At 70.0% G+C, this 12,140-nt stretch carries 10 protein-coding genes; 3 read left to right on the top strand and 7 right to left on the bottom strand.

The features are described from left to right. Nucleotides 1-10 precede the first annotated feature (10 nt). From ACYQ77_RS30040 to ACYQ77_RS30020, 5 genes are read right to left on the bottom strand one after another with little or no spacing between them, the layout of a single operon-like run. Nucleotides 11-1,060, bottom strand: a complete 1,050-nt coding sequence (locus tag ACYQ77_RS30040; protein WP_459717063.1) for a glucose 1-dehydrogenase — start codon at nucleotides 1,058-1,060, stop codon at nucleotides 11-13. Further along, nucleotides 1,048-1,419: a DUF6292 family protein gene (locus tag ACYQ77_RS30035; RefSeq protein ID WP_459717062.1), complete on the bottom strand. Its 372-nt coding sequence runs from the start codon at nucleotides 1,417-1,419 to the stop codon at nucleotides 1,048-1,050. Before ACYQ77_RS30035 ends, ACYQ77_RS30040 begins: the two co-directional genes overlap by 13 nt. Before the next feature lie 30 nt (nucleotides 1,420-1,449). Continuing rightward, the gene (locus ACYQ77_RS30030; RefSeq protein WP_459717060.1) at nucleotides 1,450-2,556 is read right to left on the bottom strand and encodes an enolase C-terminal domain-like protein; all 1,107 of its coding nucleotides are present in this window, start codon (nucleotides 2,554-2,556) and stop codon (nucleotides 1,450-1,452) included. After that, on the bottom strand, nucleotides 2,553-4,346 hold the full coding sequence (locus ACYQ77_RS30025) for a thiamine pyrophosphate-requiring protein (protein ID WP_459717058.1): 1,794 nt from the start codon (nucleotides 4,344-4,346) through the stop codon (nucleotides 2,553-2,555). Before ACYQ77_RS30025 ends, ACYQ77_RS30030 begins: the two co-directional genes overlap by 4 nt. Further along, on the bottom strand, nucleotides 4,343-7,438 hold the full coding sequence (locus ACYQ77_RS30020) for an FAD-binding and (Fe-S)-binding domain-containing protein (protein ID WP_459717057.1): 3,096 nt from the start codon (nucleotides 7,436-7,438) through the stop codon (nucleotides 4,343-4,345). Before ACYQ77_RS30020 ends, ACYQ77_RS30025 begins: the two co-directional genes overlap by 4 nt. Before the next feature lie 177 nt (nucleotides 7,439-7,615). Here ACYQ77_RS30020 and ACYQ77_RS30015 point away from each other — a divergent pair, with 177 nt between their 5' ends. The 3 genes from ACYQ77_RS30015 to ACYQ77_RS30005 all read left to right on the top strand — a co-directional run bounded on the left by ACYQ77_RS30015 (nucleotide 7,616) and on the right by ACYQ77_RS30005 (nucleotide 10,092). Beyond that, a complete protein-coding gene (locus ACYQ77_RS30015; protein ID WP_459717055.1) occupies nucleotides 7,616-8,089 on the top strand; it encodes a MarR family winged helix-turn-helix transcriptional regulator in 474 nt (157 codons plus the stop codon). 465 nt (nucleotides 8,090-8,554) lie between these two features. Beyond that, nucleotides 8,555-9,181, top strand: a complete 627-nt coding sequence (locus tag ACYQ77_RS30010) for an RNA polymerase sigma factor (protein WP_459717053.1) — start codon at nucleotides 8,555-8,557, stop codon at nucleotides 9,179-9,181. Then, on the top strand, nucleotides 9,178-10,092 hold the full coding sequence (locus ACYQ77_RS30005; protein WP_459717051.1) for a hypothetical protein: 915 nt from the start codon (nucleotides 9,178-9,180) through the stop codon (nucleotides 10,090-10,092). Before ACYQ77_RS30010 ends, ACYQ77_RS30005 begins: the two co-directional genes overlap by 4 nt. Nucleotides 10,093-10,269: 177 nt before the next feature. Here the strand turns inward: ACYQ77_RS30005 and ACYQ77_RS30000 are convergent, their stop codons facing one another. Together ACYQ77_RS30000 and ACYQ77_RS29995 are read right to left on the bottom strand one after the other, a co-directional pair. After that, a complete protein-coding gene (locus tag ACYQ77_RS30000; RefSeq protein WP_459717049.1) occupies nucleotides 10,270-10,647 on the bottom strand; it encodes an STAS domain-containing protein in 378 nt (125 codons plus the stop codon). 859 nt (nucleotides 10,648-11,506) lie between these two features. Then, nucleotides 11,507-12,055, bottom strand: a complete 549-nt coding sequence (locus ACYQ77_RS29995) for an ATP-binding protein (RefSeq protein ID WP_459717047.1) — start codon at nucleotides 12,053-12,055, stop codon at nucleotides 11,507-11,509. Between the last annotated feature and the right edge of the window lie 85 nt (nucleotides 12,056-12,140).

The following is a 12,140-nucleotide window of genomic DNA, read 5'->3' as shown; positions in this document are numbered from 1 at the left end:
GTTCTCCTCGTCACTGCCTGAGGTCGATGACGGCCTTCACGTCGTGGTGGTCGGTGAACGCGTCGGTGGCTTCGGACAGGGGGATCCGGCGGGTGATCAGGCGGGCGAGCCAGGACTCGTCGGCGCGTGCGAGGGCTTCGGCGGCCTGCTGGTAGTGGCGGGGGTTGGCGTTCACCGACCCGAGGACGACGTCGTTCTCCAGGACGAGTTCGCGGTTGATCGCGCCGGCGTCCACGGCAAGGGTGCGGCCTGCCGCGGACACGCCGGTGAGGCACACGATGCCGTAGGCGGCGGTCTCGCGCATGACGTCGAAGACGAGCTGACCGACGCCGGTGGCCTCGATGACGATGTCGGGCCCGAGCTTGTGGACGACCTCGTCGACGGGATCGTGGTGGTAGGTGGCGCCGAGGTCGGCGACGAGCTGGGGTTTCGGACCGTCGGTGACCCGGTCCAGGACGTGCACGTCGAGGTCGCGTTGGGTGCCGAGGAGCGCGGCGAGCAGGCCGATGGGGCCGGCGCCGGTGACCAGGACCCGGTGGGGTTCGAACCACGCGCGCTCGCCGACGCGCCACACCTGCTCCCACGCCTTGGCGACGACACTGGCCGGTTCGAGCAGCATCCCGACCTGCTCGAGCCGGTCGTCGACGGGGACGGCGTAGTCCTCCTCGACGGTCCACAGTTCACTGCCGTAGCCGTCGATCTCCTTGATGCCGCGTTCGGTGTAGCGGCCGTTGCGGCACATGTCGAACTCGCCGGCACGGCACGCGCCGCATGGTTCGGGGTCGGGGCGGCGCACCACGCCGACGACCAGGTCGCCGGGCGCGAACCGGGAGCCGTCCGGGGATCGCTGGACGCGGCCCAGGGATTCGTGCCCGAGCACCAGCCGGTCCCGGCCCGGTGGTGCCCACCCGTACTCGCCGCGGACGATGTCCTTGTCCGTGCCGCAGATGCCGAGGGCGAGGCCCTCGACCAGCAAGTCGTGTGGTCCGGGTGCCGGGTCGGGGACGTCGGTGACCTGGAGTGAGTCCGGTTGTCCCGGGTGGACGGTCAGAGCACGCATGGTTCGTCCTCACTCGGATGGTGCGCAAGGTCAGGGCTGGTGCTGAGCTGCCGGCGTACCGCGGCAGCCAGGGCTTGGGGTGGGGGATGTGGATCGTCCGGCCACGCCGCGACGACGACCGGTGTTTCGGCACCGGTCGGTTCGATGGCCAACGACCAGCCGTCGTCGCTGGACCACTGCAGCATCAGGAACTGCTCGGGGTTGTCAGGAGGGCGGTGGGGCAGCGCGATGTATGCGGAGGACGGTGGCCCGTACTCGTGCCACGCCGCCGTCGTCTCGACACCGAGTTCCGTCGCCACCGCTTCGATGTAGTAGCGCAGGGCCACGGCTTCGGCGAAGGCGCTGTCGGGTGGTAGCACGATGTCTCCTCGTGAGTGCCGGTCGTTGGATCAGGCGTTGATCGCGTATTCCTCGATATCCGGCATCTTGAGATCGAGCCCAAGACCGGGGGAGCTGGGGTCGGGGGTGACTGACCCGCCGTGGGGATCGAGCGTGCCGTCGAAGAACGCCGTTTCGATGCGGTCGTGGTCGGCGAACCATTCCAGGTGCCGCATGTTGGGGGTGGTGACCGCGGCGTGTGCGGCCGCGTTCTGGGCGCAGTGCGCCGACACCTGCAGGTTCGCGGCGGCGGCGACCGCGGCGATCCGGCGCCATTCGGTGAAGCCGCCGCAGCGGGTGACATCCACCTGCAGGCAGTCGACAGCGCCGGCCGTGACCATGCGGGCGAAGTAGGGCAGGTCGTAGCCGTACTCGCCCGCCGTGACGTCGATGTCGGTCGCGGCGCGGACGGTGGCGAGGCCGGTGAGGTCGTCGCTGGAGACCGGCTCCTCGAACCACTCCACGTCGTACTCGGCGAACGCCTGTGCGACGCGGCGGGCCTGGCCGACGGTGTATGCGCCGTTGGCGTCGACGTACAGCTCAGCGCCGGCACCGATGACCTCGCGAGCGGTGCGCACCCGCGCGAGATCCCGGCCGACCTGCGCGCCCCACGACTCGCCGATCTTGATCTTCACACGCGGGATGTGCCGGGTGTGGACCCATCCGCCGAGTTGCTCGGTGAGTTCCTCGGCGCTCTGAGTGGTGAAGCCGCCGCTGCCGTACACCGCGACCTTGTCGTGCACCCTGCCCAGCAGGGTGCTGGCCGGCACGCCAAGGAGCCTGGCCGCCGTGTCCCACAACGCGATGTCCACTGCCGACAGTGCACAGGAGACGAGTCCGGGGCGCCCAAGGTTGCGGGTGCCGTGCTGGACAGCCGACCACAGCGCCGGGACGTGCAGGACCGGCCGGCCGCACAGCATCGGTGCCATCGTGCCTTCGATCAACGGCACGCACGCGGCATCCGCGTAGGTCCAGCCGACACCGGTCACACCCGCCGCCTCGGCCTGGACGACCACGATGGTGGTGGCATCCCACGCGAGGGTGCCGTCCGCTTCGGGTGCCGGTGTGGGCACCCGGTAGGCGCGGGCCGTGACGCGGTCGAGTACTGGAGTGGTCATTTCTTCCAGCCGGACAACAGTTCCTGGGCCTTCGTGCGGACGCCCTGGCCGATCAAGTGCAGAGCTTCGGGGTCGCCCTTGAGCACGGCCTCCGTCACCGACGTGAACTGCTCGAACGTGGCGTGCGGTGGGATGGGCGGTACTTCCGGGTCGCAGCGCACGTCGAGCACGGTGGGCCGGTCGGCGGACAACGCGGCGTCCCACGCGGGCCCGAGCTGGTCGGGGGCGTCGACGTGGTGTGCGGCGAGGCCGATGCTCTGGGCGAACGCGGCGTAGTCGACGTCCGGCAGGGTCTGGGACTCCTCGAACTTCGGCGCCCCGCCCATGGCCCGCAGCTCCCACGTGACCTGGTTGAGGTCGTTGTTGTGGAACACGCACACCACGCACCGCTGGTCGGACCACAGGTGCCGGTAGCGGGCGATCGTGATCAGCTCCGCCATGCCGTTCATCTGCATGGCGCCGTCGCCGACCAGCGCGATCACCGGCCGGCCGGGGTGGGCGAACTTGGCGCCGATCGCGTACGGGACGCCGGGTCCCATGGTGGCGAGCGTGCCGGACAGGGAGCCGCGCATGTCGCCTCGCATGCGCAGGTTGCGCGCGTACCAGTTGGCCGCGGAGCCGGAGTCCGAGGTCACGATCGCGTTCTCGGGGATGCGGGTGGACAGCTCGCTCACGATGCGCATCGGGTTGACGGGGCGGGCGTCCACATGCGCCTGCCGGTCCATGGTTTCCCACCACGAGGTCACGTTCTCCTCGACGGTCGCCCGCCAGGACCGGTCCTCCTTGCGGGTGATCTTCGGCAGCAACGCGGTCAGCGTCGCGGCCGCGTCGCCGACCAGGTTCACCTCGGTCGGGTAGCGCATGCCGATGAACCGGCCGTCGATGTCGATCTGCACCGCGCGGGCCTGCCCGAACTCCGGCAGGAACTGGCTGTACGGGAAGTTCGACCCGACGATCAGCAGCGTGTCGCAGTCCCGCATCAGCTCGTAGCTCGGCCGGGTGCCGAGCAACCCGATCGACCCGGTGACGTACGGGAGGTCGTCGGCGAGCACGTCCTTGCCCAGCAACGCCTTCGCCACCCCGGCCCCGGTCAGGTCGGCCAGCTCACGCACCTGCGCGGCCGCGCCCCGCGCGCCCTGCCCGACCAGTACGGCGACCTTCGTCCCGGTGTTGATGATCTCGGCGGCACGGGCGAGGTCCGCGTCGGGCGGCACCGGCGCGGAGTGCGGATGGCTCGGTGGGCTGCTGGGCACCTGCTTGACCGCGTGCTGGGGTGGGCTGTACGCCATCTCCTGGAGGTCCGCGGGGATGATGACGGCGGTGGGTGTCCGGTTGGCTTCCGCGATCCGCATCGCGCGGTCGAGCGCGTTGGGCAGCTGCTCCGGCACGTTCACCTCGACGAGGTAGTCGGAGGCCACGTCCTTGAACAGCGACTGGAGATCGACCTCCTGCTGGTAGCTGCCGCCCATGGCGCTGCGCGCGGTCTGGCCGACGATCGCGACGACCGGCACGTGGTCGAGCTTCGCGTCGTAGAGGCCGTTCAGCAGGTGGATCGCGCCGGGCCCCGACGTGGCCATGCACACACCGGGCCTGCCGGAGAACTTCGCATAGCCCACCGCCGCGAACGCGGCCATCTCCTCGTGCCGGACCTGCACGAACCGCGGCTGGTTGTCCGCCTTGCCGAAGGCGGCGACGATGCCGTTGATCCCGTCACCGGGGTAGGCGAACACCTCGCGGACGTCCCAGTCCCGCAGCCGTGCCAGGAGGTAGTCGCCGACGGTCTCGCTCATGTCCTTCTCCTCACTGTGAGTGCGCGTCCGGCGGCGAGCGCGCCGATCGCGGCGGCTGCGGCGCCTGCGACTGCGATCGCCTTCGCCGTTCTGGTCGGTTCCGCGGGACGGGTGGCGCACCGGTCCTCTGGCCGGGCGCTGCCGGTGGGGTTCCCTCGATGGGCGGCGGCGAGCAGTTCGGCGAGGTGGATGCCCTCCCGCCCACCGCTGTCCAGTTCGTGGATCTGGGTGCGGCAGCTGAACCCGTCCGCGAGCACCGCGGTCGCCGGATCCGCCTGGCGAAGGCGGGGAAGCAGCACCCGTTCGGCGCACGCTTCGCTCACCTCGCGGTGGCCCGGTTCGAAACCGAAGTTCCCCGCCAGGCCGCAGCAACCGGAGTCCAGCTGCTCGGCATCCGCGCCCGCCTTGCTCAGCAGTTCCCGGTCCGCGTCCCAGCCGAGCACGGCGTGCTGGTGGCAGTGCACCTGCGCGAGCGCGGTGGTGCCGTCGGGGAGCCGGGGCGGCTCGTAGCCGGGTGAGTGGTGGGTGAGCAGTTCGGCGAGCGTGACGGTCTGGTCGCGCAGCCTGCGCACGTCCTGGTCCTCGGGAAACAGTTCGGCGGCGTCGGCGCGGAACACCGCGGTGCAGCTGGGCTCGAGACCGAGCACGAGGCCGCCCGTACGCAGGTGCGGGGCGAGCGCCCGCACGGTGCGGGTGAGGATCTTCTTGCCGGTCGCGAGCTGCCCGGTGGAGATCCAGGTCAGACCGCAGCACAGCGGCCCGGACGGCATGATGACCCGCCAGCCTGCCGCCTCGACCACCTCGATGGCGGCCCGGCCGATGTGGGGGTGGAAAAGGTTGGTGAAGGTGTCCGGCCACAGCAAAACGGAGCCGCGGGCACCTGTCCCGCGTGGACCCCGGCGGGCGAACCACTGCTGCAAGGTTTCGCCGGCAAACAGCGGCACCTCGCGGTCCTCCACCCCCGCGGCCGCGATCGCGATGCGGCGCAGCATGGGGGTGTGGGTGAGTGTGTTCACCACGGGAGCCAGGCGTGTCGTGCTCACCGCGCGGGCCAGCACCGGGAGCCAACCCAGGGCCAGGTGGGCGCGCGGGCGCCGCCACTGACGGCCCTGGTAGTGGTGGGCGAGGAACTCGGCCTTGTAGGTGGCCATGTCCACGTCAGCGGGGCAGTCGCTCTTACAGCCCTTGCAGGCCAGGCACAGGTCCAGGGCGTCCCGCACGGCAGGGGAGCGCCAGCCGTCGGTGAGCGGGCTGTCGTCGTGCCCGCGCAGCATCTCGAACAACAGCCGGGCCCGGCCTCGCGTGGAGTGCTCCTCCTCGCCGGTGACCTGGTAGGACGGGCACATCACCTGGTGGCCGTCCGTGCTGTGCTGGCGGCAGCGGCCCACCCCGACGCACCGGTTCGCGGCCTCGGCGAACGAGCCGCCGTCGTTCGGATACCGGAAATGCAGGTCCTGCGGTGTCGCGGGTGCCCAGTCGCCGCCCAGGCGCAGGTGCACGTCCAGCGGCGCCGGGTGCACGACCTTGCCGGGGTTCATCCGGTTGCCCGGGTCGAACACGTGCTTGAGCTGCTCGAACGCACGCACCAGGTCGGGCCCGAACATGCGGGGGAGCAGCTCGCCCCTGGTCTGCCCGTCGCCGTGCTCGCCGGACAGCGAGCCACCGAACTCGGCGACGAGGTCGGCGGCCCGCTCGAGGAACCGCCGGTAGTCGGCGACACCGGCCGCGGTGTAGAGGTCGAACGGGATGCGGGTGTGCACGCAACCCTGCCCGAAATGTCCGTACAGGCTGGGGCCGGTGTCGCTGGCGTAGCCGAACTCGGCGTACAGCTCACGCAGCCTGCGCAGGTAGTCGCCCAGACGCTCCGGCGCGACGGCGGAGTCCTCCCAGCCCTCGAACGTGTCCGGCCGGTGCGGGACGTGCGCCGTCGCGCCGAGCCCCGCCTCCCGCACCGCCCACAGCTGCTTCTCGTGCGCCGGGTCGTCGAGCAGCTTCGCGTGGGCTGGTTGCCCCGTGGCGTCGAGCAGGCCCTGGCCACGCTCTCGTGCCTCGGTCTTGGTGTCGCCACCGAACTGCACCATCAGGAACGCCCGGCCCTCCGGCAGCGCGGCCAGCGCGGCCGGGTTCATGTGCTTGAGCTGCTCGTCCCGGATCAGCTTCGCGTCCAGGCCCTCCAGCGCGATCGGCTCGTGCGGCAGCACCGACGGAACGGCGTCGGCGGCGGCCGCGATGTCCGGGAACCCCAGCACGACCAGCGCCCGCTCCTTCACCACGGGCACCAGCTTCAACTTGGCCCTCAGCACCGTGACCAGGGTCGACTCGCTGCCGACCAGCAGCCCCGCCACGTCGAAACCGTGCTCGGGCAGCAGCGAGTCCAGGTTGTAGCCCGACACCCGCCGCGGGATGTCGGGAAAGCCCGCGCGGATCCGGTCGGCGTAGGTGTCGCGCAGGTGGCGCAGCTGCCGGTAGATCGCCGCCTTCAGGTCGCCACGGCGCTCGATCGCGGCGTAGGTGTCGTCGTCGGTGGGGCCGCACCAGAATCGGGTGCCGTCGTAGCAGAGCACCTCCAGCGCGGCGACGTTGTCCACGACCTTCCCGGTCCGCTGTGCCGTGGCGCCGCAGGAGTTGTTGCCGATCATCCCGCCGAGGGTGCAGTTCATGTGCGTCGCGGGCTCGGGCCCGAACCGCAACCCGGTCGACGAGAGGTGCCGGTTGAGATCGTCGAGCACGATGCCCGGCTCGACCACGCACGTCGCCTCCTCGGGGTCGACCGCCACGACGCGGTGGCAGTACTTGGACCAGTCGATGACCAACGCCGCGTTCGTGCACTGACCGGCGAGGCTCGTACCGCCACCCCGTGAGAGGACTGGTACGTCGTGCTCCCGCGCGACAGCGACCGCGGCCGCCGCGGCCTCGGGTGTCCTCGGCAGGACCACCCCGACCGGCACCTGCCGGAAATTCGACGCGTCGGTCGAGTACGCGGCACGGGTACCCGGGTCGAACCGCACCTCACCGTCGACCCCCGCGCGCAACGCCTCGGCGAACGCGCTGACGTCGGTCGCGGCATCCCGCCCGGTGTGCACTGCGGTCACCACAGCCTCCTTCCAGGCTCTTCGTCGATCGGACTAGCCACACTTGCGCGACGCAAACATCCATGACGAACTCGAAACCGGCAGGACGGCGGTTCATCTCGGACAATTCAGGTCCACGGGACAATTGCGTGGAGCAAACGTCTGGTTTGCCCGCCGTGCTCGGCTTATGATTGTTGCGTGACGCAAACGACGATCGCGACCGACGGGACACACGAAGCGCTCGCGGCCCTGCGCGCCATGGTCGCGATCGCCGACTCGACGGTCGAGTCAGTCGTGGAGCAGCTCACCCTGACGCAATTCCGCACCTTGCGAACGGTGGCGGAGAAGAACCCGATCACGATGAGTGCCGTCGCTCAGGAACTCGCCATCAACCCGTCCACCGTCACCAGAGCGGGTGAGAAACTGGTCGCCCTGGGCTTGCTGCAGCGCGCGCGAAACCCACTCAACAAGCGGGAGATGTTGCTGGCGGCCACCGCCGAGGGCCGCCGCATCATCGCGCGGGTCGACACGGACCGCCGGCAGATCCTGTCGGCCATCATGCAGCAGTTGGACGAGCGGACCCGCGCTGCCGTGGCGGCTGCCTTCGAGCGCTTCGCCGCCGCTGCCGCGACCGTGTCGCCGTCTGCCGCCGTCGATCACTCAAGCGTATGAAGGCCGTTCGCCACACACGCTGATCATGTCCCGTGCGTACCGCCACAACTGCTCTCTTCGGGAGTGGCGCAGGGTGCTGGTGCACTCCGGCGCAGGCCGGCCGCGTCGAGGGCATCGAGGCAGGTCCGATCCACAAGGATGCGCGTCGCTTCTGGTCAGCAGATGACCATCCCGTCAGTGAGAGTGCTGGGCAACAGGCGCGGTCATCGCCGCGGCAGGTTCAGTGGGGTGCTGTCCGATCTCGATCCGACCAGTGCGACCGGAACTACCGACGCGGTGTTGCCAGCACGTTCCTTCGACAGTTGCTGCGCACGGCACCACTCTGAGCGTCGCGGCGGTGGAGACATCCTTCACCCGAACGGGCGAAGGATGTGGTCTGGTCGCGGGCAGGTGTGACGTTGTCGATCGGCCGTGCGCCAAGGGCGGTGAGGCGAAGTCCATCGTGTGGGAGGTTGTGGTTTAGGTATGGCGTCCGGTCAGGCGGCGGCTGACCTGAAGACGGCGGTGCGGGCGGCACGGGGTGGGGACGAGGCGGCGTTCCGGTTGCTGTATCGCGAGGTGCAGCCGGAGTTGCTGCGGTATCTGCGAGGGTTGGTGCTCTCCGCGCAGGACGCGGAGGACATCGCGGCGGAGACGTGGCTCCATATCGTCAGGGACATCGGTTCGTTCCGGGACGAGGGTGCGGGGTTTCGTGGTTGGGCGACGCGGATCGCGCGGCACCGGGCGCTGGATCATCTGAGATACACCCAGCGCAGACCTGTCGCGGTGTTCACGGCTGAGGTGCTGGTCGAGGTGCCCGCTGACGGGGACACCGCCGAGGAGGCTGTCACGGCGGTGGCGACCGACGCGGCGATCGGGTTCATCGCGACGTTGCCGCAGGACCAAGCCGAGGCGGTGTTGCTGCGGGTGGTGATGGGGTTCGACACCCGCACGATCGCACGGATCATGGGGAAGCGGCCGGGAGCGGCGCGCACCGCGATCTGGCGCGGGTTGCGCACGCTGGGTGAACGGCTTGAGAAGGGTGGCGGGCACGTCACGGTGGCGAAGGGCGTGACGTGGCGGCGGGACTCGACGCCAAGGAAGACAGGATGAGTACACGATCATGGCGTGACGGCTTTCAGCCCGGTGGGGAGTTGCCCACCGGGGAGGTCGGCGACCGGCTCGCCGCCGTGCTCGCAGCCGCTGCCGCGCCGCCACATCCGGGGGAGCTGGCGGGCGAGGAGGCCGCGGTGGCGGCGTTCCGCGCCGCGCACACCGAGACGGCTGCCGGGCATGGCTCGAGGGTGCGGTCGGGCCTGGCCAAGGTACTGACCATCAAGGCCGTGATCGTGGTGGCCGTGGCCGGATCGGCGGGAGTCGTGGCCGCGACCAGCGGCATGCTGCCCAGTCCGTGGTCGCAGGCTGCTCCTGCCGACCAGACCACCACGACCACTCCCGCGCCCACGCCGACGGAACGCTCCGCCGGCACCGGGGTGTCGTCGACGACGCCGGACGCGTCCACGGCCGACGGTCCATCGGTCATCGACCCGTCGGTCTTCACGTTGTGCCAGGAACACGCTGCCCGAGGGAACGCGGCGACGGCGCTGAAGAACCCGCGCTTCCAGCCGTTGGTCGTGGCGGCGGGCGGCGAGGACAAGGTCGCGGACTACTGCTCACCCCACCTGAAACAGTCGTCGAAGGCCACGAACAACAGCAAGCCGGAGAACGCGGGCAAGCCGGAGAACGCGGGCAAGCCGGAGAACGCGGGCAAGCCGGAGAACGCGGGCAAGCCGGAGAACGCGGGCAAGCCAGAGAACGCGGGCAAGCCCACGAAGACCGGCAGGAACGGCGGGGCGACAGCGACACCCCAGTCCAAGAACACCGGCAACGTCGGCGTTGTGCACACCCCTCGGCGGTCGGCGCCCCCGTCGGCCCGTCCTTCGGCTCCGGGCAGCCCCGCCCACGGCACCGCAAGCTCCCCTGATTCCCCTCGCGGTGCCGGACCGCCGTCTCAGGGCGGCTGACCCGGATGGAGTGGGTCGGGCGGCGCCTTCCGCCGATTGCCCGCCCGACCCACTCCCCCTCAAGACCACCACCACAGGGTGGTTGTCCAGACCGCAGCCGGTCGGCTCACCGGCGGCGGTCGACTGCCGGTGGCCCGGGTCTGTCCGGGCCACCGGCAACCCCACACCGCACCCGCCTTACCGGTCGGAGCGCAGGGCTTCGTTGAGGGTGTGGTAGAGGCGGAGCACCTGGTCCAGGCCGGTGATCTCGATCGGGCGGATCACCGGCCGGTTGGCGTCAACGACGATCTTCAACGGCTCACGCCGGTGCTCGGCTTCCTGGGTGCCGTTGAGCAGCGCGGTCAGCCCCGGTGAGCCGAGAAAAGTCACGTCGGTGAGGTCGGCGACGCAGCCACCGTCACCGGCCGCGCGGAGCGCGGTCACGATCGCCGCCTGCAGTTCGGGTGCGGTGGCCAGGTCAACCTCGCCGACCACCTCGACGACGACCGTGCCGTCGACCGTCCGCTGACTGATACGCAGCCGCCTGCGCGCGTTCGGATCGGGTTGCTCGGTCACCGTCCCGACCGTACCGGAGTACAGCCGATGCGCAGGTCGGACAGAGCCTGATGAACAGGTCCTAACGGACATCAAGGGGCGGTCACCGTGTGGAGAAAGTGCACGCCCTTCGGCGAGTACCTACCGCGCGATGACCGGCCCTCAACGATCCGGCTCCGGCCTTGAAGCCGGAACCCACACCCAACGTGTCGGTCGCACACCACCCATTGTCACCAATGGGTCCCGCTCGGCGGGCAGTACGGGATCGTCACCCAAAGGGACGGTCAACTCCATGAGGCGAGCCGCAGTATCCGGCTGTGACTCTGCCGTCACCGAGATCCATCTCGGCCCACACCGTGTTGGCCCGGGAACCGTGGACGCGCACCCTTGGTTGAGCAAATGCAGACGGCACCGGCGCGATGCCTCGCCGTGGCGGATCGCGTTGCTGGCCAGTTCGCCAGCCACCAGCACGGCCTCGACCGTCACACCTGCGTGCCCCTTCAACAGTCGCGCATCAGCTGCCGCAGCCTCCGGGTGGAGGCGCCATCGAGGTCACAGGCCACGACGCTGCCCGACGACGGATCTCCCTCGCCCACGTCGTCGTTTCGCCCGAGTTCAACGCCAGTCCCCCTAGGAATCTCGTGATTCGGAGGCGGACGTGCGGATGGTGGTGGTTGAGGATCATCGGCTGATGCGTGAGGCGCTCGTGCAGGTCTTGTCCGAGACCGAGGACATCACCGTGGTGGCGAGCTGCCCGGACGGCGAGACACGATCGACGTCGTCCTGGGGAACGTCCCGACGTGGTGGTGATGGACGTGCGCCTGCCCGGCGTCGACGGGATCGAGGCCACCCGGCGCGGAGGAGCCGTTCTCACGTCAGATCAGCCGGCTCCGGTGTCGTCCGGCGTTTCCATGGGGCTCTGATGCGGCAGGGCGGGAAGTGGGTGGCTGCGGAGCTGGACAGTGGTGCCGCTGATGCTGTGCTGGATGGTGAAGTCAGCGGTGCAGGCCCGCATGAGCCGGATGCCGTTGCCGCGGGTCGCGTCACTGGTGGGGCTCCGCCAGTCACCGCGGTCGCGGACGACGAACTCGGCGTAGCGGTGGCCCTGGTCGTCGAAGGCGATCTCGCCGTGGACCTCGACGGTGGCATGGGGCAGGGCGGGACCTGTGGCAGCTGCCTCCGGGGAGATGCCGTAGCCGTGTTCGATGCTGTTGGTGACTGCTTCGTTGACCGCCAGGACCAGGTCGTCGGTGTGTGCTGGGGACCAGTGGTGGCTTATCAGCCAGGCACGTACCCGGTCCCGCGCGACGGATGGCGAGACCCAGTCCGTCGTGAGGGTGATGTCGAGGGCTGGCGTGGAGCGGGGAACCTCCGCCGCTCGCCGTGCCGGTCCAATCCGGCGTTCGTCCTGATCTGAGCTGGGAGGCATGGGCCCTATTGTCTCTGCGGTCGGGGGTTAGCGCTGATCGTCGTCGAGTGCGTCCTCGACGGTGTGGTACAGCGCCAGGAAGGCG

This window comes from Actinophytocola sp. KF-1, from assembly GCF_054661535.1.
This window is presented reverse-complemented; position numbering and strand designations above follow the sequence as displayed.

Excerpts from the sequence above, each read along its gene's own strand:
- ACYQ77_RS30040 (WP_459717063.1), bottom strand. The coding sequence starts at position 1,060 with ATGCGTGCTCTGACCGTCCACCCGGGACAACCGGACTCACTCCAGGTC.
- ACYQ77_RS30030 (WP_459717060.1), bottom strand. The coding sequence starts at position 2,556 with ATGACCACTCCAGTACTCGACCGCGTCACGGCCCGCGCCTACCGGGTG.
- ACYQ77_RS30025 (WP_459717058.1), bottom strand. The coding sequence starts at position 4,346 with ATGAGCGAGACCGTCGGCGACTACCTCCTGGCACGGCTGCGGGACTGG.
- ACYQ77_RS30010 (WP_459717053.1), top strand. The coding sequence starts at position 8,555 with ATGGCGTCCGGTCAGGCGGCGGCTGACCTGAAGACGGCGGTGCGGGCG.
- ACYQ77_RS30005 (WP_459717051.1), top strand. The coding sequence starts at position 9,178 with ATGAGTACACGATCATGGCGTGACGGCTTTCAGCCCGGTGGGGAGTTG.
- ACYQ77_RS29995 (WP_459717047.1), bottom strand. The coding sequence starts at position 12,055 with ATGCCTCCCAGCTCAGATCAGGACGAACGCCGGATTGGACCGGCACGG.